Source organism: Bacteroides sp. OM05-10AA (genome assembly GCF_003439055.1).
GTDB lineage: Bacteria > Bacteroidota > Bacteroidia > Bacteroidales > Bacteroidaceae > Bacteroides > Bacteroides intestinigallinarum.
Map to the genome: position 1 here is coordinate 30,142 of NZ_QSUR01000010.1, position 23,661 is coordinate 53,802.

At 47.0% G+C, this 23,661-nt stretch carries 20 protein-coding genes; 4 read left to right on the forward strand and 16 right to left on the reverse strand.

Annotation, left to right across the window (positions count from 1 at the left end):
• Positions 1-2 precede the first annotated feature (2 nt).
• The 9 genes from DXB58_RS09580 to DXB58_RS09620 all read right to left on the reverse strand — a co-directional run bounded on the left by DXB58_RS09580 (position 3) and on the right by DXB58_RS09620 (position 6,910).
• The gene (locus tag DXB58_RS09580) at positions 3-632 is read right to left on the reverse strand and encodes a DUF4141 domain-containing protein (RefSeq protein ID WP_004304283.1); all 630 of its coding nucleotides are present in this window, start codon (positions 630-632) and stop codon (positions 3-5) included.
• Positions 633-655: 23 nt separating this feature from the next.
• On the reverse strand, positions 656-1,036 hold the full coding sequence (locus DXB58_RS09585; protein ID WP_004291516.1) for a DUF3876 domain-containing protein: 381 nt from the start codon (positions 1,034-1,036) through the stop codon (positions 656-658).
• A gap of 40 nt (positions 1,037-1,076) precedes the next feature.
• The gene (locus DXB58_RS09590) at positions 1,077-3,581 is read right to left on the reverse strand and encodes a TraG family conjugative transposon ATPase (RefSeq protein ID WP_004291515.1); all 2,505 of its coding nucleotides are present in this window, start codon (positions 3,579-3,581) and stop codon (positions 1,077-1,079) included.
• A complete protein-coding gene (locus DXB58_RS09595; protein WP_004291514.1) occupies positions 3,578-3,910 on the reverse strand; it encodes a DUF4133 domain-containing protein in 333 nt (110 codons plus the stop codon). The genes DXB58_RS09590 and DXB58_RS09595 overlap by 4 nt, the downstream gene beginning before the upstream one ends.
• Positions 3,911-3,920: 10 nt before the next feature.
• Positions 3,921-4,238: a DUF4134 domain-containing protein gene (locus DXB58_RS09600; protein WP_002560983.1), complete on the reverse strand. Its 318-nt coding sequence runs from the start codon at positions 4,236-4,238 to the stop codon at positions 3,921-3,923.
• A 201-nt stretch (positions 4,239-4,439) separates the two neighbouring features.
• Positions 4,440-5,168: a hypothetical protein gene (locus tag DXB58_RS09605; protein WP_004304280.1), complete on the reverse strand. Its 729-nt coding sequence runs from the start codon at positions 5,166-5,168 to the stop codon at positions 4,440-4,442.
• Between the two features lie 16 nt (positions 5,169-5,184).
• Positions 5,185-5,538 (reverse strand): DUF3408 domain-containing protein, encoded by a 354-nt coding sequence (locus DXB58_RS09610; RefSeq protein ID WP_004291505.1) that lies wholly within the window; start codon positions 5,536-5,538, stop codon positions 5,185-5,187.
• Between the two features lie 2 nt (positions 5,539-5,540).
• Complete coding sequence (locus tag DXB58_RS09615; RefSeq protein WP_004291503.1) at positions 5,541-5,981, reverse strand: DUF3408 domain-containing protein; 441 nt, start codon at positions 5,979-5,981, stop codon at positions 5,541-5,543.
• A 2-nt stretch (positions 5,982-5,983) separates the two neighbouring features.
• Positions 5,984-6,910, reverse strand: coding sequence for a ParA family protein (locus tag DXB58_RS09620; protein ID WP_005783105.1), 927 nt, complete (start codon positions 6,908-6,910; stop codon positions 5,984-5,986).
• On the opposite strand from DXB58_RS09620, the gene DXB58_RS28130 reads away from it, so the two are divergent.
• The 4 genes from DXB58_RS28130 to mobC all read left to right on the forward strand — a co-directional run bounded on the left by DXB58_RS28130 (position 6,909) and on the right by mobC (position 11,158).
• Entirely contained in the window at positions 6,909-7,073 is a 165-nt protein-coding gene (locus DXB58_RS28130; protein WP_196029218.1) for a hypothetical protein, read from the forward strand. The genes DXB58_RS09620 and DXB58_RS28130 overlap by 2 nt on opposite strands.
• A 381-nt stretch (positions 7,074-7,454) precedes the next feature.
• Positions 7,455-7,883: a conjugal transfer protein MobA gene (gene mobA, locus DXB58_RS09635; protein WP_004291488.1), complete on the forward strand. Its 429-nt coding sequence runs from the start codon at positions 7,455-7,457 to the stop codon at positions 7,881-7,883.
• Positions 7,862-9,109, forward strand: a complete 1,248-nt coding sequence (gene mobB, locus DXB58_RS09640; RefSeq protein WP_004291483.1) for a conjugal transfer protein MobB — start codon at positions 7,862-7,864, stop codon at positions 9,107-9,109. Before mobA ends, mobB begins: the two co-directional genes overlap by 22 nt.
• A gap of 30 nt (positions 9,110-9,139) precedes the next feature.
• Positions 9,140-11,158: a conjugal transfer protein MobC gene (gene mobC, locus DXB58_RS09645; protein WP_004291482.1), complete on the forward strand. Its 2,019-nt coding sequence runs from the start codon at positions 9,140-9,142 to the stop codon at positions 11,156-11,158.
• Positions 11,159-11,289: 131 nt separating this feature from the next.
• Here mobC and DXB58_RS09650 read toward each other — a convergent pair whose 3' ends face one another.
• The 7 genes from DXB58_RS09650 to tet(Q) all read right to left on the reverse strand — a co-directional run bounded on the left by DXB58_RS09650 (position 11,290) and on the right by tet(Q) (position 23,097).
• On the reverse strand, positions 11,290-14,544 hold the full coding sequence (locus DXB58_RS09650; RefSeq protein ID WP_004291481.1) for a P-loop NTPase fold protein: 3,255 nt from the start codon (positions 14,542-14,544) through the stop codon (positions 11,290-11,292).
• 16 nt (positions 14,545-14,560) lie between these two features.
• Positions 14,561-15,691 (reverse strand): ATP-binding protein, encoded by a 1,131-nt coding sequence (locus DXB58_RS09655; protein ID WP_004291480.1) that lies wholly within the window; start codon positions 15,689-15,691, stop codon positions 14,561-14,563.
• A gap of 301 nt (positions 15,692-15,992) precedes the next feature.
• Entirely contained in the window at positions 15,993-16,598 is a 606-nt protein-coding gene (locus DXB58_RS09660) for an RteC domain-containing protein (RefSeq protein WP_004304269.1), read from the reverse strand.
• A 238-nt stretch (positions 16,599-16,836) separates the two neighbouring features.
• Positions 16,837-17,259, reverse strand: a complete 423-nt coding sequence (locus tag DXB58_RS09665) for a dihydrofolate reductase family protein (protein WP_004291474.1) — start codon at positions 17,257-17,259, stop codon at positions 16,837-16,839.
• Between the two features lie 279 nt (positions 17,260-17,538).
• A complete protein-coding gene (locus DXB58_RS09670; RefSeq protein WP_004291471.1) occupies positions 17,539-18,861 on the reverse strand; it encodes a sigma-54 dependent transcriptional regulator in 1,323 nt (440 codons plus the stop codon).
• Complete coding sequence (locus DXB58_RS09675; RefSeq protein ID WP_004291467.1) at positions 18,854-21,172, reverse strand: ATP-binding protein; 2,319 nt, start codon at positions 21,170-21,172, stop codon at positions 18,854-18,856. The genes DXB58_RS09670 and DXB58_RS09675 overlap by 8 nt, the downstream gene beginning before the upstream one ends.
• Positions 21,172-23,097 carry a tetracycline resistance ribosomal protection protein Tet(Q) gene (gene tet(Q) / locus DXB58_RS09680; protein WP_004291466.1) on the reverse strand — a complete coding sequence of 642 codons (1,926 nt, stop codon included), beginning with the start codon at positions 23,095-23,097 and terminating at the stop codon, positions 21,172-21,174. The genes DXB58_RS09675 and tet(Q) overlap by 1 nt, the downstream gene beginning before the upstream one ends.
• Between the last annotated feature and the right edge of the window lie 564 nt (positions 23,098-23,661).

Sequence of the window (23,661 nt, forward strand, 5' to 3'; positions counted from 1 at the left end):
GGCTACCAGTATCTTTCGTTCATGTTCCCGTACAGCCCCATGATGCGGTCGAGGTCGTTCTTCTTTTTCGCACGCAGGTAACTCACGGAGATGTTCTTGTTCGTGTAGTAGCTCACGAGGTTGCGGTAACGCTTCATCTTCGAGTGGCAGCGTTCCACCACGTCCATGCGCTCCTTGTCGGTCATGGAGAGCGTGGTGATGTTCACCACGTTCCTGAGTTCCGTCAACACTTCGTTGCTTTCCTCCAGCAGTTTCGTGTAGCCGAAAGCGATTGCGGAAAGCTCTTCGGGTCTGAAATTCCCGTCACGGAGCATCCGTTGGAAACTGTTCACATAGATGTCTGTGATGTCGCCCACCATCAGGATGGTCTGCTGCACCTTGCGGGCGTCCTTGACCAGATTGTTCACCGATTTGAGGGCATCGTAATACTTCTTGCCCTGCTGATAGATTTTCACCGTCTCCTGAAAGTTGCTCACCATGTTCGTGGCGGTCTTGGAGGTATGGATGATGTTTTTGGAGGCATTGATGATGCCCTGCGCTAGATTGCCCGGATCGCTTACGACCCACTGTGCGCTTGCCCTGCCCGCGAAAAGCAGGCACAGGCAGATAATCATTGTTATTCTTGTTCTCATGTTACTTTGGATTTTAGTGGTTGTTATTCTTCGGTCGGATGTCCCGGCTGCGGCTTCACCCGCACATAGTCCCCGTTTGGCGAGAAAGTCAGCACATCCGTGGCCTCGTTGTAGGACACGTCGATGCGGAAGCCGGTGTTCATGAACAGGTTGCCGTTCTCCTCCTGCAAGAGATAGGTTTCCGGCTTGAGCTTGCGGCGCAGACCGCTACGACGGAACACCGTCACTTTGTAGGCTTCGCCCTCCTTGTAGATAAGCACGTCAGGTTTTCCCTCCACGCTCTCCCAGTTCCCGCACAGCATGTCGCGGCGGTTGTCGGCCACGTCGCAGGATTGCAGCATCATGACCGCCAATCCGATAAGGCACTTGCTGACTTGCAGCATTTTCACTTTTGGTAAATTCATACGCGTTTTTCTTTTTTGGTTGATACATTCTGTTTTTTAGTTATTCCTTGTTTCTCCGCCTTTCGGCAAGCTGCCGGATGGCGGCTTCGATGTCGTCGCCCAGCTTCTCCGCCAGACGGTAAACCTCCACTTTTTCCGTTTCCTCGGTGGTGTACGCCAGATACTCTTCCGCGCTGACCTCCGTGGCATAGACCGCCGACTGCGTGCCGCCCAAGCCTATCCACACCTCCTTGTAGAGCCGTGAAGGGTTGTTCGCCATGTTGATGGAGAGTATCTGCGACTTCTCCTTTTCCGTCAGTCCGAGCAACGCCTGTATCTGGTCGAACTTGTTCATATATTTCCTTTGGTCAAGCAGGATTTTACAATCCGAGTTGTTGATAATGCTCTCTTTGACCACCGGAGAACTGATAATGTCGTCCACCTCCTGCGTCACCACGATTGCCTCGCCGTAATATTTTCTGACCGTCTTATACATATAGCGCAGATATTCAGCCATGTTCGCCGATGAGAGGGCCTTCCAAGCCTCTTCCACGATAAGCTGTTTCCGCACGCCTTTCAGCCGCCGCATCTTGTTGATGAAGGCTTCCATGATGATGATGGTCACGACGGGGAACAGTTCGCGGTTTTCTTTAATCGAATCTATCTCGAAGACGATGAACCGCTTGCCGAGCAGGTCGATGTTCTCCGTGGAGTTGAGCAGGAAATCGTAACGCCCGCCCCGGTAATACTGCCGCATGGTGGTGAGCATGTTGTCGATGTTGAAGTCGGACTTCTCCACCTTGATGTCACGCTGTGCCAGTTCCTTGCGGTAGTCGTCACGCATATACTCGTAGAAGGTGTTGAACGACGGCACGATGCTACGGTCGGATTGGATGCGCTCAATATAGGCACTCACGGCACTGCCCAGCTCGCCGCTCTCCGTCTTTGTCACCTTGTCGTCCTCCGACTTCCAGAGCGTCAGCAACAGGGTCTTGATGCTGTCCTTCTTCTCCACGTCGAAGATGTAATCGTCGGTGTAGAACGGGTTGAAGCTGATGGGCTTATCTTCCGTGTAGGTGAAATACACACCGTCCGCTCCGCCTGTCTTGCGTCGGATCATGCCGCACAAGCCCTGATAGGAGTTTCCCGTGTCCACCAATACCACATGTGCGCCTTGCTCATAATATTGGCGCACGAGGTGGTTCATGAAGAAAGACTTGCCGCTGCCCGAAGGACCCAGCACGAACTTGTTGCGGTTGGTCGTGATACCTCGCTTCATGGGCAGGTCGGAGATGTCAAGGTGCAGCGGTTTTCCCGTGAGCCTGTCCACCATCTTGATGCCGAAGGGCGAGAGCGAGCTGCGGTAGTTGGTTTCCTCTGTGAACAGGCACACCGCCTGTTCGATGAAGGTGTGGAAACTCTCTTCCGCCGGGAAGTCCGCCGCATTGCCGGGTATCGCCGCCCAGTATAGTGTCGGGCAGTCGATGGTGTTGTGGCGCGGCACGCATTCCATGCTTGCCAACTGGCTGCCCACGTCGTTCTTGATATGCTTCAGTTCCTCCGCATCGTCGCTCCACGCCATGACGTTGAAGTGTGCCCGTACCGAGGTCAGTCCGTAGGAATGGGCTTCGTTCAGGTATTGGTCTATCCACTCGCGGTTGATGCTGTTGCTCCTTGAATAGCGAGATAGCGACTGCATGTTACGGGCGGACTTCTCGAACTTCTGCAAGGTTTCCTCACTGTTGTCTATCAGCACATACTGGTTGTAGATATGGTTGCAGGAGAGCAGAAGCCCCACCGGGGAGGCGAATGACAGTCGGCAGTCACTCCGGTCGGTGGAGAGCTTCTCGTAACGGGTGTCGGTAGCCACCTTGCCCGGCAGGTCTTCCGCGTCGGAGAGGGTGTGCAGACACAGGCGGTTGTCGCCGATGCGCATCTCCCTTGCCGAAAGCTCGATGTCCTGCAAGGTGGTGTCACCTTCCGGCATGAGCGAGAAGTAGCGTTCAATAAGTCCCGTCTTTCCCTCAGTACCCACAATCTCATCGGTGGAGAGGCGGCGCAGCCTGACAAGCCCGCTGTCGTTCATGATGCGCTCGAACTGTTCGCAGGCTTCCAAGAACTTGGTCGTGGTTTCCCTGTCCAGCTCCTTCGGGATGATATGTCCCCGGCACAGCGTGCTGAAATTGCTCTGCATCCGGTTACGCTCCTTTGTTGTCTTGGTCAGGTAGAGGTAGCAGGTGTGTTTCAGGTACGGACGCTCGTTGAAGTGACGCTCGAAAGAGCGGCTTAAAAAGCTCATGTCGTCCTTCTGAAGCTCCGGTTTGTAGCGTTCCTTGATGAACCAGTCCTGTTTGTGGACGACGGAGTAGTCCGGCAGCACCTTGATAGCCTTGCACCAGCAACTGTGTATCGCCTCGTACTCCGCACCCGTCACGGTGTAAAGTTCCGGTAGTTCCACCTCGAAAGCCACCGTGATGTCGGCGTCCTTTGAGATGATGCAGCCATGCTCCACCGCTAAAAGTGGGAACCTGTTTTCCAGTGTTGTCATTTTCGATGTATTCCTCATTGTCTTTCTTCCTTTCGTTGTCGTTTGAACAGACGGGTTATCCGCCGCCGGTTGATAAGGTATCGGGGATGGCTCCGTGCCGCTCCTAATTTCATCAGCCCGTGTTCACCGTACCGGGCGTTCAGCGCGAAGGTCTGCCATACAAGGAGGGAGGACGATGCCGCGCCGAAGCCGATACATATCCACTGGTCGATACCGACCATGTAGAGGATGACGAACAGGACGAAGAGAGCCAGCAGACCTCCGCAGAAGATGAAGAGGTACTGTGCCTTCAAGCCCTTGAACTCTACCGGACGGCCGATACCCTTGTTGATTGGGTATTCAGCCATACATTATTTATTAAAGGAAGAATGAGCGCAGGATGGTGGCGGCAACAATCAGGAAGATGCACGCGCCGAACCACGAGGCGGCTGTCTTGCTGGTGTCGGGGTCGCCCGATGAAAACTTGCCGTACACTTTTACGCCCCCGATAAGCCCGACGACTGCACCGATGGCGTATATCAGTTTAGTTCCGGGGTCGAAATAAGAACTCACCATAGAGGTGGCTTCGTTGATGCCCGCGATGCCGTTTCCCTGCGCGAAAGCGGAGGCGGTTGCGGCGATGACAAGTGCCGCGGAGAGGATTGCTTTTCTGTTTTTCAAGATGTTCTTGTTCATAAACTGTTCTTGTTTTTTGCCGTCAAAAGGGTGGATGGTCCTTTGTCGGGCGGTTGATACTTTGTTTCTTTACTTTGGTTTTAGTGGATGCCCGTTTGTTTCCACGGACGTGGGCGTGTCCGTTGCGGATGGGGATGCGCCTTGCGTTTCCTCGCCGCGTGGGTTGATGTCATTCTTTCATGTTCATTTCTTTTATTGTTGTCATACATAGTTGCGAATGTCGAACTCCTCGATGTTGTCCGGCACGACGAACTCCTTTTCAGATTTCTTCAGCCGAATCTCGATAAGCCCCTTGATGCGGATGCCTATCTCCGAAGAGCCTTCCATCATTTTCTCGTACAACTCCGTGCCCTCCATGTCGGTGAACACCTTAGCCGCCTTTTCACGTTCCGCCTGTGTCGCGTCCGGGTTTTTGGCGGTCTTGCAGGCGTCGTCAATCTCGTCAAAGCTGCTGCCCGAAGCCCGTGGCGTGTCCGAGGCGTCCTCTTCCGGTTCGTCGTCCCCGTATCCCAGTTCCTCCGGCGGTATGCTCGTGAAGGTCTCATCGAGTTTTTCCTCCGGGACTTGTGCCGGGCGGGATGCGTTTCCCGTTTTTCCGTCGTCAAAAGTAGCCTCTTCCTCCGACAGCTCAATGCCTTTTTCAATAGTGGCGGCTTCTTGCGTCGGTATGGCAGCGGTTGTCCGGGTGGATGCCATCCTGAAACGGCTCTTGCCGATGATGTCCGCCTTTTCCGCAGGGACTTCCTCGTGTGCCGCTATGCGTTTAGCCTCATTCCCGTCCAGTGACCGCCATAATCCGACAATGCCCTTGAAGAAGCGGACAATCCGCGTGTCCATGATGCGCTCGTAAAGGAGCAGGAACAGGAACCAGAGGTTGCAGCCGACCGATACCGCCAGCAGAATGTCTGTCATGCTGATTGTGTAATTCATATCCTTCCGTTTTTGGTTAGAATACTGAATTGTAATTTCGGGCATAAAGGCTCTTTATCGCATCTTCGCACTGGTTGAAGTGGTGCGTCAGCACATGGTCGATGTAAGCGGACAGCGTAAGCCGGTCATGCCCGATTACACGGGTGATACGCATGATACGCTCGTGGTACTCCGGGCGCACATACGCCATCTTCCCCTCACGTGCCTTTACTTCCGGGTCGCGGATGAACAGGCGTTCATAGTCCTTCTCACTGCATTTGCCGCTTACCGGGACAGGCGACAGTATTTCCACACTCGCCTGCACTTGGGTAAACATACCTCCGCAGTCTTGCTGTGGTCTTTTTTCATTCGGTGTCATTTCTTTTTCCATTTTCAAATCAGATCTTCACGTTGTTTCTTGTACAGTTCGTTGATTCTCTCCTTGTGCTGTTCCAGATGCTGGCGCAGCACGGTATCCACATATCCGCCTACTGAGATTTCCCCTCCGGCGATGTCGTTCACGATTCTGAGGATCTTGCCGTGGACGTCACGGCTGATATAGACACATTGGCGGGTCTTTATCTCGTTGCGGCGCAGGAATAGCTCGTTGTAGTCCTCGTCCTGCCTTTTCCGGCGTCCACTTTCCCTCTGCGCTTTTTCCCGTGTTACGGGTTGCACAGGAGATGGTTCCGGTGCGGCGGTGTCCTCTTCGGTCGGTGCAGCTGCGGGTACTTCCTGTGCGGGGCGCAGTGTCCCGTCCTGTGTGCGCCGCCCGATGGAGGCTAACAGCAGTTCCTCGTCGATGCCTTCCGTGTTCACTTTCCTGCTGCCCATGCTCACTGCGGTCTGATGATGTCGCTTATCTCTTCGGAAAACTCCCGGATGCCACTCCCTTTCAGCAGTGCCGTGTCCATCGGGAAGATGGTGGAGCGGAAAACGCTCTTGCGCTCTTCCGAAAGGTCACGGCGGAACTTCTTGCTGTCGGGCAAGCGGGTGGAAAGTACCGGAAAGCCCATTTCGGCTATCACTTCCTCGTAGATGCCGTACAAGTCGTTCCTCTCCCTGCCGTCCACCATCGTCCAGAACAGATGCAGCCCCTTTGTTTTCGCCTGTCCGGTAGTCATCAGCCTGTCGCGGAACATCGTGACGAATTTCAGGGTACTCTCCACGACAAAGCGGTCGGCACTCAGCGGAGTGAAAATGTAGTCCATCTGCGAGAGCGTCTTTATCACGCCGTTGCTTCGGAGTGTGCCGGGCATGTCGAAGAACACCACGTCGGGTTTCACGTCCTCAGTGGCAATCATCCTCTCGGCATCGTCGAGGGCGTTCACCGCATTGCTTTTGACGATGGTGTAGGCGTTCTTTTTGATCCGGCGGAAATGGTCGCAAGCGAGAGCCTTGAAGTAGGTGCTGCTGTCGATAAGCCCCATTTCGTGTTCGCGCAGCCCGTGGATGCTGTGCTGCGGGTCGTCGCAGTCCACGACGGCGACATTGTAGCCTTTCACGTTGTGCAGGTAGCTGGCGGCAAGTGCCGTGACAGTGGATTTGCCGATGCCACCTTTCTGTGTTGCGAATGCAACGAAGATTTCCTTACTCATAGTTCCATTTATTTTAATTGTTGATGATTTGTTTTTCTGTTTCCATACGGATTTGGCTGTCGCACCATCCGCTTCCGTGACTACACACGCAGGCGGGTCGTCGCGTATCCGGTTCTGTGGTGAAGCGGTGCGTCGGACAAATGGTGATTGACGACATTGCGTCATGAAGTCATTGAATCCATACGTCACCGAATTGTCGGAGAACCGGGTTTCCGACGGTTCGGGTATCCGTTTCGGCAAGTATCCGAAGAAGCGGATTTCCGGGTATTTGAATGTTCCGTTTATCATATCTTCAAATCGTTCGTTTCTTGAATCATGCTGCAAATAAACAAGTATATTTTGGAACCTGTATCACTTCTCCGGCAAGTGGCGGCACGTTGCGCCGGTTGGCAGTCATTGACCGGGTCAAGCATCTGTCCGATACCGCTTTAAGGGCGTAACTTTGCACCCGGACAGCAGGGTTCGCCGATGACGCGCGGCCCGGAGTCCTGAAAGGTATTTTCCCAATCCGTCCCCTGACGGATTTTTATGTTCACCTGAACATAGCAAGATGTCTTTTCAGCCGCTCAAAATATTTTGAGCAGCCACGAAAAGCACTTGCCCTTGCAGGGGGCGGGCTTTCCCTCCGAAGTCGGGAAGCCTTTCAGAACTGCGGTGCTGTAATCCGAAGCGGCGGCTTATGCCGTCAATCCGCTAAATCCAAAGTAATATGAAAGAGAAAAGGAAAAGCAAATCAGGGAGAAATCCCAAACTTGATCCGGCGGTGTACCGGTACACCGTCCGTTTCAACGAGGAGGAACACAACCGTTTCCTCGCCATGTTCGGAAAATCGGGTGTCTATGCACGGTCTGTTTTCCTCAAAGCGCACTTCTTCGGGCAACCGTTCAAGGTGCTGAAGGTGGACAAGACGTTGGTGGACTATTACACCAAACTGTCGGATTTTCATGCACAATTCCGTGCCGTGGGTACGAATTACAACCAAGTCGTGAAGGAACTGAGGCTGCATTTTTCAGAGAAAAAGGCGATGGCGTTGCTCTACAAATTAGAGCAACACACCGTCGAACTCGTGAAACTGAGCCGCCGGATTGTGGAACTTTCAAGGGAAATGGAGGCAAAATGGTCGCAAAAATCAGTGTAGGAAGTTCGTTGTACGGCGCGATTGCCTACAACGGGGAGAAGATTAACGAGGCGCAGGGGCGGCTTCTCACCACCAACCGCATCTACAATGACGGTTCGGGAACGGTGGACATAGGCAAGGCGATGGAGGGTTTTCTCACCTTCCTGCCACCGCAGATGAAGATCGAGAAGCCGGTGGTGCATATCTCTCTCAACCCGCACCCGGAGGATGTGCTGACCGATATTGAGTTGCAGAATATCGCCCGCGAGTATCTGGAAAAACTCGGTTTCGGAAACCAGCCTTATCTTGTATTCAAGCACGAGGACATCGACCGCCACCACCTGCACATCGTGACGGTCAACGTGGACGAGAACGGGAAAAGGCTCAACCGGGATTTTCTCTACCGCCGCAGCGACCGTATCCGCAGGGAACTGGAACAGAAGTACGGATTGCATCCGGCAGAACGTAAAAATCAGAGATTGGATAATCCGTTGCGCAAGGTGGCCGCATCGGCAGGTGATGTGAAGAAGCAGGTAGGCAACACCGTGAAGGCTCTGAATGGGCAGTACCGTTTCCAGACGATGGGCGAATACCGTGCGCTCCTTTCCTTATATAATATGACGGTGGAGGAAGCGAGGGGCAACGTGCGCGGACGGGAGTATCACGGGCTGGTCTATTCCGTCACGGACGACAAGGGTAACAAGGTGGGCAACCCGTTCAAATCCTCGCTTTTCGGGAAGTCCGCAGGCTATGAAGCCGTACAGAAGAAGTTTGTCCGTTCCAAATCGGAAATCAAGGATAGGAAACTGGCAGACATGACGAAACGCACCGTCCTTTCCGTGCTGCAAGGCACTTATGACAAGGACAAATTTGTATCCCAACTCAAAGAGAAGGGCATCGACACCGTACTGCGCTACACAGAGGAAGGGCGCATCTATGGGGCTACCTTCATCGACCACCGCACGGGATGCGTGCTGAACGGTTCGCGCATGGGTAAGGAGCTTTCGGCGAATGCCTTGCAGGAACACTTCACCCTGCCATACGCCGGACAACCGCCGATACCGCTATCCATCCCTGTGGATGCTGCGGACAAGGCACACGGGCAGACCGCCTACGACAGTGAAGATATATCGGGCGGTATGGGCTTGCTCACTCCCGAAGGTCCGGCGGTAGATGCCGAGGAAGAGGCTTTCATCCGGGCGATGAAGCGCAAAAAGAAGAAAAAACGCAAGGGCTTGGGTATGTAATCAGAGTATCAACAATTAAAAAATCAATGTATGTCACAACAAGAAGACGATTTGAGGGCATTGGCGAAAATCATGGATTTTCTGCGTGCCGTGAGTATCATTTTAGTGGTCATGAACGTGTACTGGTTCTGCTACGAAGCCATCCGGCTGTGGGGCGTGAACATCGGCGTGGTGGACAAAATCCTTCTGAACTTCGACCGCACGGCGGGGCTGTTCCATTCCATTCTCTACACGAAGCTGTTTTCCGTCCTTTTGCTTGCCTTGTCCTGTCTGGGTACGAAGGGTGTCAAGGGTGAGAAAATCACTTGGGGGAGAATCTGGACAGCATTTGCCGTCGGGTTCGTGCTGTTTTTCCTGAACTGGTGGTTGCTGCCCCTGCCGCTGCCGCTTGAAGCGGTGACGGGACTGTATGTCCTTACCATTGGAACGGGCTATGTCTGCCTGTTGATGGGTGGTCTGTGGATGAGCCGCCTGTTGAAACACAATTTGATGGAGGATGTTTTCAACAACGAGAACGAGAGTTTCATGCAGGAAACGAGGCTTATCGAAAGCGAGTATTCGGTCAATCTGCCGACACGTTTCTATTACAGGAAACGCTGGAACAACGGTTGGATCAATGTAGTTAATCCCTTCCGTGCGTCCATCGTGTTGGGTACGCCGGGCAGCGGCAAGTCCTATGCCGTGGTAAACAATTTTATCAAGCAACAGATTGAAAAGGGCTTTAGTCAATACATCTACGATTTCAAGTATCCCGACCTATCTACTATTGCCTACAACCATTTGCTGAACCACCCGGACGGCTACAAGGTAAAGCCGAAGTTCTATGTGATCAACTTCGACGACCCGCGACGCTCTCATCGGTGCAATCCCATTCACCCGGATTTTATGGAAGATATTACGGATGCCTATGAGAGTGCCTACACAATAATGCTCAACCTCAATAAAACGTGGGTGCAAAAGCAGGGCGACTTCTTCGTGGAGTCACCTATCATTCTGTTTGCCAGTATTATCTGGTATCTCAAAATCTATCAGAACGGGAAGTTTTGCACGTTTCCCCATGCTATCGAGTTTCTGAACCGCCGTTACGAGGATATATTTCCGATACTGACCTCTTATCCGGAGCTGGAGAACTACCTTTCGCCGTTCATGGATGCGTGGCTTGGAGGGGCTGCGGAGCAGCTCATGGGTCAGATAGCGTCGGCAAAAATCCCGCTTTCGAGGATGATTTCACCGCAGCTCTACTGGGTGATGTCAGACAGCGAGTTTACGCTGGACATCAACAATCCCGAAGAGCCGAAAATCCTCTGCGTGGGTAACAATCCCGACCGTCAGAATATCTACGGTGCGGCACTCGGTCTGTATAATTCCCGTATCGTGAAGCTCATCAACAAGAAGGGGATGCTGAAGTCATCGGTCATCATCGACGAGTTGCCCACAATATACTTCAAAGGGTTGGACAATCTTATAGCTACCGCCCGAAGCAACAAGGTTGCCGTGTGTCTGGGCTTTCAGGATTTCAGCCAGTTAGTGCGTGACTACGGGGACAAAGAGGCGAAAGTGGTGATGAACACTGTCGGCAATATTTTCTCCGGTCAGGTGGTGGGGGAAACAGCCAAGACGCTCTCCGAGCGGTTCGGTAAGGTGTTGCAGAAACGGCAGTCCATCTCCATCAACCGGCAGGATGTTTCCACCTCCATCAACACGCAGATGGACGCGCTCATTCCACCGAGTAAGATTTCCGGGCTTACGCAGGGAATGTTTGTCGGTTCTGTATCCGACAACTTCAACGAGCGTATCGAGCAGAAGATTTTTCATTGCGAGATTGTGGTGGATGCCGAAAAGGTGAAACGGGAAGAAAGTGCCTACAAGAAAATTCCCGTCATTACAAACTTCACGGACGAGGACGGCAACGACCGCATGAAGGAAACGGTGCAGGCGAACTACCGGCGCATCAAGGAAGAGGTGAAGCAGATTGTGCAGGAGGAACTGGAGCGTATCAAAAACGATCCGGTGCTGTGTAAACTGCTACCAGATAATGAGACTGTCTAACAAGTCCCCAAAATTGAAAATTATCCCTATCGAAGTTTGAAGTGACCCCCAAAAGTTGGATACAATTTTTTTGGGGGGCACTTCAGTTCTGACGGGTAAAATCGTAAAATTCGGACTTGTTAGACAAATACTTACGCGGTTTCAACCTCAGGTACTGAATCTATCGAATTGACAAATTTAACCAATTGCGGATCTGAATCTTTTTGTATGAGGTTTCGGAGACTCTTTTTCAATTCATAAGCATCATCCCCTGCTGTATTTATTAAATCCATATAAAAATCTTTGTTTTGCAGAATCAATGAACGGCATGCCCCATCGGAAATTACAGGTTTCACTATTTTATCAATAACGTCTCCAGCTTGACTTTTCAAATTACCATGCGATCTAAGCCATGTTTCGAAAAATTGAAACTTTATTGCATTGATAGTCTTTTTACCGATGCAGAAATCATTTCTTATATCGGTAACTGTCGATTTAATTTTTCGTTTATCCAATCTTTCAACTATATTCTTGAAACAATTAGGGAAAGGATTCAAACTTTGAGTTCCAGAAGCAATATCCATCAGAATCTTTTTGCCAAATTCAGTCAAGTTATCTGGCAAGGATTTGATTTTAGCCAGTAAATGTTTTATTGCGACAAACCAATAATATGATGTATGTGCTGTTCTTTGGGCGTATAATGTATCAACACTTATTTCAGACAACGCTTCGAACGCTATTTTATTGATATGATCGGTCAGGACATTGCTTATTTTAGTGGTCAAATCGTAAAAAGATGCGTCAGGAATTACATCTTTAATATTGTTCTTAGTGATATACTTATCCAAATCGGTATTCCACTCTGCTAAATGCTCGATAAATACCTCATCCGTTACACCTATTCTGTTCTTAATATCTTCAAATTGGGGCAATATGTCTGAGAGCAATAATTTATAGCCAAGTTTATGATTTACCATGTATTGTAGTGTTTCATTTAATAGCGGTATATTCCATCCCACACTATTTACTAATAAGTCTCCATGATCCACATAATAGTCCATGAGTTCTGCAACATATTTTATATCTCCACCCTCTATTAAGGAAACGGAATGACCATGTGCCAATTGCATGGCGACTAAATCGTAATATCCAGACTCTTTAATGTTTCGGCCATCAGTTTCTAATTCAGAATGCAACTGATTTATGTAGGTTGAATCTAACGTTACAGGTAAAGGTCTTTCTTCGTCAGATGCCAATAAACGATAGGTTGTAAATATAGCCCCTATATTATCTTTATTTACATTCTGTTCATCAATGCAATTCGTGATCGCTTGCAAAAGCGTTGGAAACGTATAGGTAGAATTATCTTTTAACGTTTTTACAATATCTGCATGGTCGAAATTATCGGGTAGTAAGTTTGCCAAATAATTATCGAGCGCCTCCGAATTTGTTGCTACTTGATAATATTTATATGCTTTAGTTGTCGCGTTATCCCGATAGGCAGCATCTGTTGCATTTGCAGCTTGAATATAATCGATAAATGTATTTGGCTTGACTGTTTTTGCTTCAATCAATGACGTAAAATCGCACGCCAACTTATTTTGCGCAATAAACCTGTCTATTGCATCTAACGTTTTGAAATAGTCGCCGCCATTGAAGTCATTGAACCGAACTATCTTCTTATATAATTGAGCAATCACATGGTTTTGGCTTTCCGTGTCTAAATGCAACAGCAGTTCTTGGTATTCGACAGGGAACACCTGCTTCTCTATGGATTCTTTTAATTTCAATTGTGCTATTCTTTGCCATACACGCAGAATAACATCGCTCTTTCGAGTTAATTTATGCAAACAATGTATAATCTTATCGATAAGCGCATTGTCCATACATTGTATAACTTCTTCTAATACAGTGTCAAATTGTTTATTAGTCTCTGCATATTGATTTATGTCGTGGTCTTCTTCTCCGTTGATGCAGCCTTCAATATATTTTTTCAATGGAATTTGTCGAGCATCTTCAACATCGACACCATATACCAAAGCTGCAATTTCGCGTTGTGTTTGCAGATCATTGTTAATTATTGTTTGAATGCCATTCAGATAGTCGCCGGACAATATTTGTTCTACTGGATTTGCCAGAATATCCGTCTTCTTCAAACAGAACAATGCTATGTTTATCATCAAAATTTCGTTACACCACTCTTGTTTAAGAGCGACCATCTCATTGATATATGATATAATTTCCCTAACATTGGCATTAGGATTTACCAATCTGAATATCCGATTTATAGTTTCTTTCGCTTCATTTTCTGTTTCTCCAAATGCTTCAACAAACAGTTTGTTGAATATACTTCGATAGTCGGTAATAACAGGAGGAGCAACACGATAAACAATAGGGAAAGTTTTATTGATAAAATACTTGGTCAGTTGTTTCGTTTGTTCGTCGGTCTCATCTCCGAATGCACAAGCTAAATGTGTTTCATCGAAAGGAATAACAGCCCAAACATTTTCAAAACCGCTATCGGCGAAGAACGTATGGATAGAAGACCATAATTCTTTTACTTTTTCAGCGGGGAGACGATCCATGTTGTCAAAAACAAGGACTAATTTACGTTGTCCTTTTTCCTTGATAAAATCAGAAATGTCTTGCATCCATGTTTTGAACTCGTAAACCGTTGGTTCGTCTTCGCTCAAAGTCTCATAGCAAACGTCCTTTTCGACTTTATCTTGATAAATAGCTAACATATAACTCCATCCATATTTATGATCTTTGCTATATGCCCATTTCCAAACGCACAATGCAATAAGAACTGGCAGTGCAGCTATGATAATAGACAATAAAGAAAACCACCATGTTGTGGGTGTAGGTTTTACTGCATACGCAATAAATGTAAATATCGGAGTTAAAACTGCAACCAAAAATGCCGCAACCATACCATTACTGATAAGGGGATATTTTTCGGTTACGGTCTCCGTTTTACGGGCTAATAAATATTTCAGCTTTTCAGACCATGATACGGTTTTCGTACCTCCACCTTTGACTTTTATTGTTGCATTTCCAGATAGGATACCATCATCAATAAGTTTGCTTGTAAGCAATTCCAATATAGAGCGGCGTTGCAAGTCCTCTTGATGTCCCCATGCGTCATACTCAAAAAAGTAATAGTCGTCTGATAATTCACGTTCCAACATTTTAACCACGTTGGATTTTCCAGATCCCCAAATACCTTCGATGCCGATAATTCGAGGTAAAGTACATTCCTCATCCAATGAATCATTCTGACAAAAATGGCGAGCAATAGTTTTTGCCAACCTTTCTTGCGAACCTCCATCGAATTTGTCAATACCACACGGTTTATTTTGGATAAACCGCGGATATTGCTGTTTGGATTGTAGTTTTGTTTCCATATACGTAATTTATTGATTATACGAACTCCAAATAATTCTCCCGATTTACCACATGAAACTCGGCATAGGGATAGGCTTCTTGGAAGGCTTTCGGTGCGGCCGGCATTTTATTTCCCCACTTGAACTCCAAGGCGGTAAGACTGTCGGCACTCTCCTCAATCAGGTCGATTTCCTGTTTGTCGTAGGTGCGCCAGAAATAGAACTCCCTGTGCAGTCCCTCATTGAAGTTCGCTTTGCGCCGCTCTCCGATGATGTAGTTCTCCCACAGCGCACCGACATCCTGCCGAATGGCCAGCGGTGAGAAAGCCCCGATAATGGCATTGCGAATGCCGTTGTCGTAGAAGTACCACTTGCCAGCTTTTGTAACCTCCTTGCGTAGGTTACGCGAATAAGCCCCCAGACGATAGATAACGAAGACCTTTTCCAATAGGTCGAGGTATTTTTCAACGGTCGTCTTGCTCATGCCGAGTTGTTTACCTAACTCTTCGTAAGAAACTTCGCTGCCCAACTGAAAAGCTATCAATCGCAGTAGATCGCGCATCTTGCTCGAATTTTTTAAGCCGTCAATTGCTAAGATATCTTTAAGCAGGTATGCACCGACAATATCACGTAGGTAGTCTGTTTTACGTTCATAGTTCTCCATCATTACTACTTCGGGATAGGAACCGTAAATCAAGCGCGCTTCGAGGTTCTGGCGGGTTTCAAGTGCCGTTTCCGTCTGTGCGATTTCCCGTTGCGAGAATGGTGTAAGGAGAAATTGCGTACTGCGGCCGACCAACGGTTCACCAGTCTTATTCAGCAAATCGAATGACGAAGAACCACTTGCCAAGACACTTATTCCCGGTATTTCATCAACTATCAACTTCAGAATACTACCGATTTGTGGTATGTTCTGTGCCTCATCAATAGCCAGCAAATCAATACCATCCAATAAATGCCGATAATTGGCTATTGAGCGATTCTCCAATAGTGCTAATGTGTCGTAGTCTTCGCCGTTGAGCATCATCGTCCTACCTGAATAGTTGTCCACAATTTTACGCATCATTACCGTTTTACCAACACGGCGAGCACCAAAAATCAGTACTGCTTTATTGGGCGCGATTCGTGCTGTAATCTTCTCTTGAAGTATTCTATTTACTGTTTCCATACCTTATAAAATATAATGCAAAGATAATCATATTTTTTTAATTGGCGAATTTTACAAAAAAAACGGGCTATTAAATGGCGATTTTTACAACCACAATCTTATGGAAGTTGTTTCATTGTTTTTAGTAATGATATATGTTCATACTATGATGACTCAATAATTTACCAGACATACGTTTCTGAAATTTGTCCTTATAGGAATGAAAAACTCACATATATTGTGCTAATTAATATATAATTAAATGAAAATAAAAAGACAGGATACGAGTATTCCTGTCTTCTCATATGTAATGGATATTTTTTTATTTTCTCATCCGCTCCAACTCCTCATCACGCAACATTCTCTCGTTCAGTTTTTCCTGCATCCTGTCAATGAAATAGGTGCGGCTTTCGTTCTTCCGGCGTTTGATATCAGTGTAGAAGCGGTAGCAGTCTTTAGAATCAACCCCGAATATCTTATAGAGAAGTGGGGCGAGCTGTTTGAGCGGCATATTGCCGTTGTTGATGCAGCCCATCACGTCTATGCCGTAGATAAGTTCCACGAGGTCGATGGCATTGCCCGTCCATTGAAGAAGGCTGGCGGTGGTTTCTGTTGCGTTGTTGGCGGATATTAGTGGTGGCACTTGGGGCGTGGCAAGGAATTTCTGCATCTTTCTTACGAAAGACAGAGCCTTGCTGACGTAGGCGGCAATCTCTCTTTTTTCTTCTGACAGATTACGTACGGGATGGTGCTGCAACTCGATTTCGATGTAGGCAAGCGCGATGACGGTAAGGTTCATGTCCATGCCGCCGTTGCACAGTTCGATCACTTGGGTGGCGAAAGCCGTGTATGCCGTTTCCATATTGCAGTCGCCGGCTTCGTTTATCAGGCGGAAAAAGTCGGTTTCCGCCAGCAAGAAATAATTCATGGTTCTGTCAATTTTGAAAATTACACTTTGTTTTCTGCGTGCGCACATGAATATAATTGGCAAAAAACGCGGCAGAAAATAAAAAATCCAACACTCAATTTTACAAAGTGCTGGATTTCAGAGGTATAAAATTCAGTATTTTTTCACAAGGACAAATTATCTCCGACTTAAATTGTTTGTAATCGGAACATTTATTCTATTCCTGAAAATAGAAATGTATGCTTGCCGCACATTTTGGCTATCTTGCTTTTTTATCAAGGATATAGATAATGCGACATACACCGTTGGGATAGCTTTTCAAAGAGGAAAGCGTCCAGTGTTGCTCTGGCAGAGCCGACTTAAAAAAATGTCGTCCGCTTCCGGATATGAAAGGAACGGTGTATAGTATGATTTCATCCACAGCGTGCATCCGCAGCAGTCCGTTTATATAGTCTGCCGTGTCCGGTGTGGCTTCCGCGAGGTAACGGATGTTTGTGCAGTCTTTTCTCCATTCGTGCAGCATTGAAATGGAATAGTCCGGTGTCACACGGTAAAAGGCTTTCTTCCTGATTTCATCAAGACCGCAACGGTCAAGGCACAAATCCTGATGTGCTTTATCATATAACTCTGAAGAAAGACATCCGTCCATCGTCAGTACGGCGAGAATCTGAACTTTACCCATAATCGTTTCCTTTCGTTAGGCAAGGGTAAAAAAGTAGCGTGCAATTCACACTACCTTCAAGCGATGGCTCTGGTAAAGCCTTTACGGAGAGTACGTGAATGCACGCTATGCGTAAGCATAGCATAAGCATCACGCAATCGTCTCCGTAGTTCCAATTTACCAGATTTTCGCTTGAAACGCCTTGCGGTCTTATCCTATATGTTGGCGGCGAAAAGCTCCTGCCAATCGCCGTTTTTCTCAAATGTTATGCAAAGATAGCCAAATTCAGTGAATTACGGGCTATGATTGCTTGAATTTATATTTAAGTCCATACTCTTCAAGTTTGCTGTATAGTGTTGTCCTGCCTATGCCGAGCAGTTCTGCGGCGACACTCCGGTTGCCGTTTGCCTGTTTCAACGCACGCAATATCCGCTCCTTATCCTCCGCGTCATTGCGCAAGGCGAAGCTGACAGTAGAGGTCGGTTTCGTCACGGCAAGTTCCAGATGCTCTTTCATGACAACACCTTCCTGCGCCTGCAATACAGCACCCATAACTTTCTGCCGAAGTTCCCGCACGTTGCCCGGCCATGCGTGTGTCAGCAACGCTTTACGTGCTTCGGAACTGAACCCGCTCACGCTACACTCCAGCTCTCTGTTTGCCATATCACGGAAGAACTCTGCCAGCGGCATAATGTCTTCTTGACAGTCACGCAACGGAGGAACGGTTATCCCGAAGTCGTGCAGGCGGTACAGAAGATCCTGCCGAAAACGCTTTTCATTCACCGATACCTCCAAATCTTCATTGGTAGCAGCGATGATGCGGACATTGAAATTCCGGTCTGCCTTGTCTCCGACCGGGCGATACCGCCTCTCCTGTATGGCACGGAGCAACATCTGTTGGGTTTCCAACGCGAGGTTTCCTACCTCGTCCAGAAACAACGTGCCGCCTTCCGCCTCATGGAAATATCCTTTCTTGGCATTGTCCGCACCTGTAAATGCACCTTTGACGTGTCCGAAGAAAGCCGACGGTGCAAGCTCTTTGGAGAGTGAACCGCAGTCCACCGCCACAAATGGCTTGCCTGCACGTTTGCTCTTGTCATGCAACAGGTGGGCAATATGCTCCTTGCCCGTGCCGTTCTCACCAAATATCATCACGCTCATATCGGTGGCGGCTACCAGCCTTATGCGGTGCATGATTTTCTGAAAGGCGGAACCTTCACGGGCGAATATAGGCATACGGCGTTGTCCTGCCTGACGTTCTTTCAGTATGGAACGGATCAGGGGGACAAGTTTATCCTCCACAAGCTGTTTGGGAATATAGTCTATCGAGCCGAGTTTCATGCTTTCCACGGCGGTATTAACTTCGGCGTAGTCGGTCATAATGATGAAGGGCTGCATCTTTCCCTCCTTTCGCATCCAGCACAAAAGGTCTATGCCACTGCCGTCAGGCAGACGCAGGTCGGCAACCACGATATCATTATCTGTTGCCTGTTGCAGATGTTTCTTCGCGGTTGAGAGGTGGTAAGCCTTCATATTGCGGTAGCCCTCCCGTGACAGCATATTGCAGACATATTCGCAATACACGATGTTGTCTTCCACCACAATTATTTTTGTCTTATTCATCTTCGTATTTTCTCCTTTCCTCTTCTGCCAACCGTATTATTTCCACTCCCTTATCCAGCACGGCAGTCACGGCATGGCTTAACGCTTCACCATCCGGGAGAGCATCGCCACGAAGCAATCCGTAAAGTACATTCAGCGGTTGGTCGGCACGGAGCACCTCCCACGAACTGCGCAGGTGGTGGATCAGGGAATCCAGCTTTTGCAGGTCTTTTTCTTTTGCTGCATCCCGTACCGCCTGCATTTCCTTTTCTGTTTCAGTTATCAACTTTTCCAGCATGACGGCTTCATTGCCATAGGACAATAAGGCGGAAAAGTCCGGTTTCCCGTCCGGTGTCGCTTTTATGGCACACCTGTCGGAAACCTCCATCAGTTCCGATATGGAGAACGGTTTGAACAGGCATCCGGCAAAGCCTTTTGCCAATAGTTCCCCTTTGTTACAACTGCCCGAAGCGGTTGCCACAACCACCGGGATTGTTGGTGAATTGCCCACGTTGGACGAACGCAACAGTTCCAGCAATTCGAAACCGTTTATATCGGGCATATTCAAGTCTGTCAGCAACAGGCTGTATTCTTTCTGGCGTATCATTTCCATCAGTGCCGCAGCATCGGTGCAAGTGTCGCAGTGTATTCCTTCTTGGGAATACATCTCTTTCAGCATCAGAAGTAATACCTCATCATTGTCAATGGCGACAACATCATGGAATTTATTGTTATGATAAACAGGTGTATTGCTTGTATATCCAAGCTGTTCTTCAGCTTCCTGCATAGAAATTTCAACTGTGAAACGACTGCCTTTCCCTTTCTTGCTGTCTAAACGGATTGTTCCGCCAAGCATCGACACAATATTACGCATTATGGCAAGCCCAAGCCCGAAACCCTCCTTTGCGGCGGCATTTGATAGACGTTCAAACGCACCGAACGCTTGTTTCTGTTCCTCTTCTGTCATGCCTGTACCTGTATCTTCAACGACCAGTGTCAGAACTCCATTATCATATTCAGTAATCAAAGAAACACCGCCTTCTTCTGTGAACTTGACAGCGTTTGACAGCAGGTTATTCCCGATTTGTATTATTCGCTCTTTGTCGGTCAATACAATGGCATCGTGTCCAGTCTTCACGGACAAGGACAGCCCTTTGTTCACGGCAACAGGCATGAACTCCGTTTCAAGTGTGTGCGTGATTGCTGAAATCCGGCAGGGTGACAGACGGGGCTGTTCCTTGCCGTTGTCCAGGCGGAAGAAGTCAAGCAAAGTGTTAAGCATATCCCGCATACGGTCGGAGGATTGCAGTATGTTTTGGATATACTGCCCGGACTTATCCTCACACTGTTCTTTCCGTATCAGTCCGGCATAGCCTGTTATTGCTGTCAGCGGTGTGCGCAGTTCATGGGTGATAGTATGTACCGCCTTCTTCCTTGACGTTATCAGTGCCTCGTTCCGTTGTACGGATTGTTCCAGTTGCCTTATCAAATCAGTTGTCTTGTGCTTGTATTGTTTAATGCTTTTTGCATCACGATGTATGATGATGTAGGAAATTAACAACAATAGAAGAACGAATCCCATTAAACCGCCTACTTGCATAAATGACTTTTCACGCATGGCAACTATTTCGTTTTCCCGGCTTTGCAGTTCGGTTTGTACCTTTTCTTCTATTTGGCAAATCAATTCTTGCAGTTGTCTGTTAAGTTCTGCATTACGAGCTGCAAGGCTGTCGGCTTGTTCCGACAATTGGCGATCCTGCACTTTCTGTTCGCTGATTACGTTTCTATTGACCGAATGAAGGATAGTGGTTGATACTGCTGGAGTTACTTCCTTTTTTTTGCCGAATATGCCTAAGAAACCTTTTCGTTTTGGCTTTTTGGACTGTTCCTGCACACTTTTCTGTACAATAACCGGAATTTGATTGGCTATCTTCTTGTTAATAGATTGTTGTTCATCCATTAACCGGACTATCTGGAACATCTGTCGTTCCTTATCCTCTAAAAGACTGCGCACACTATCGATGCGCTCTGCTGGATAGGTGGCCTTGAAACGGCAGAGCATACTGTCCATTGCCATACGCCGTGCATGGTAATGCTCGATATCTTTATCGTTCCATTCCAGTATTGTTTCACCCAATAGAGAAAATTTTATCATTTGAATATTGATATTGTTTATTTCTTTTCGGAGCTCGTCTATTTTTTTATTGCCAAGTTCTAATGCTTCTATCTCCTGCCATTCATAGAGGCTATTATATGCCATACATCCGATAAGAATGGAGATAAGTATATATCCCAACCGTATTGCCTTATAGAAATTTCCTGACCGCTCCATTATTTTAATGACATTGATTTTTGGAACATGAATAAAAGTTTATCTTTTTCGTTCATGCGGATATTATCAGAATAACCGTCTTTTGTTATTTGATACCCACATGGCTTAACCATAAAAATGCCTAAGCCCTTAGTGTACGAACTTACTTCTGAGGCATAGTCTTTACTTGTATTTAATGGAACTTTCCCTTTAATATGACACCACTCATTATTACAACTGATGTCTTCAATCTCAGACATCAGTTTTTGCAAATCTGTAATAGCTTTGGAACTCGCTACTTGGGGTATCTGCAACTCAAAACAGAGCATCGGTTCGAGAATGTCCACACCTGACTGTTGCAAAGCCAGCCTGAAGACATAAGGGGTCAGCTGTCTGAAATCAGCAGGTGTACTTACCGGGCTATAATACTCGGCTTGAGTAAAAGTTACTTTCAGATCTGTCACTTCCCATCCATGTAAACCAGATTGGCAAGACATACGAATCCCTTCAAAAACGGCATTTTGAAAAGAATGGTTCAGATAACCATAGGAGATGTCACTTTCGATTTGCAACCCTGCCCCTAACGGTAAGGGTTCAAGAGTCAGCCCTATTGTGGCCCAGTAAGGGTTGGGTGGTACTTCGATCTGAATAATCTTATTGACCTTTTTTATAGGTCGTTCTTTGTAGATAGTCTTGATCTCATCAAAATGGACCTTTACGGAAAATCGTTCTTCCAGCAATGTCTGTATGATTTCCTTTTGGGTCAAACCATATAACGAGATTTCCAATTCATCACTATATGAGTTTATGGAAAAGGACAAAGACGGGTCTTCAATCCACAATGTATTCAGAGCGGATATCACCTTGCTTCTCTCTTCGGGCTTATTTGGCCGGACGGAGGATTTGAGAGCGGGATGCTGATGAGATAATCCTTGAATCAAACAAGGTTTAGCACCTAAATAATCTCCGATTCGAAAATCTTCTATATCTTCTACAATCGCGATATCATTGGCACCCACTTCATCAACATTTATCTCTCTGCCCTGATAAATAGTCTTTAGATTTTTAATCTTGATGAATTTTTCCGAATCGTTGATTCTTACAACGTCTCGAAGTCTCAGACTTCCGTCAATTATTTTAAGAAAACTTCTTTTATGCCCTTTGGGGTCATGCTCTATCTTATAGAGATAAGCTGAAAGTCTGTTTGAGACTGATGCCGGAGGAAGTATAAAAGAAGAAATGGCGTCCAACAACTCATTGATACCGATATTGAACATTGCTGATCCATGTAGCACCGGATAGACTTTGGCTTTTGCCACAAGAGCGATTATCGTATTCCAATAATCAGCCGGTGAAATTTCGCTATCCGCCAAATATCGTTCTAATATATCGTCGTCATGGTTGCATACAAATTCTTTGTATTCTTCCTTTATATATGTTTGGGAGCAAACCGGATAAACCGATCCATCGACAACAGTTTGCATAAACAGGACATCTTGCGACAGATTTGTTTTTATATCCATATACAAACGCTCCAAATTCACACCGGCACGGTCAATCTTATTGATAAATATAATTGTCGGGATTTGCAGCTTTTGTAAAGTACTGAACAGCAACTTTGTCTGCGCTTGTATGCCTTCCTTTGCGGATAAGATGAGGACTGCTCCATCAAGCATTTTGAATGTCCGCTCCACTTCCGCAATAAAATCCATGTGTCCCGGAGTGTCAATGATATTGCATTTCACTCCATTCCAGATAATAGATGTCGTAGAAGCCCGGACAGTAATTCCTCTACGTTTCTCTATATCCATAGAGTCCGTTATGGTGTCACCATTATCCACACGGCCGCACTTTTCCGTTGCTCCACTGGCAAACAGCAGATTCTCGGTTACGGAAGTTTTTCCTGCATCAATGTGAGCAAGAATTCCTAAATTTATAATATTCATTTGGATTAAGCAATAATATACTACAGTAGATGCATTGTCGAAACGCACCTTTTAATACCTCCTCGTAGCATATGAGAACTACAGGATTACTAACTCGTATTAATATGTATATTATTACTGCCGCATAACGATTACAAAATTACACAAAAAAATATATCTAACAAAAGTGGGAGGATTTTTTAACTTTTTACCATAGACATTTTATTAGGGAAGCGTAGGTTCAACTGGCAAGTACAAATAAGTAGAAATGTTTGAACAACACCGTTTTAGGAAGTTGAAAAATCAAGTTTCTCTCTCGGTATAGCGTTTATTTTGGCCAATATCTTCTTTAGTTTAGCATTTGTGTATTTCCCATTCGTGTTCTATTTAGCTCCTTATTATGAGTATGTAGCAAGTTACTTATCAAATTCAGCCTCTTTGAGGGTCAAATATGGTTTTGCAAATGGTGACTGACAAGACATAAACAAGGTCAGCAGGAATTTTTTACATAAATGGACATGAATGTATATAACCTAAAATAAGAATAAATTTTAATAAGGGCTGCCCAAAAAGAAAAAAATGCAG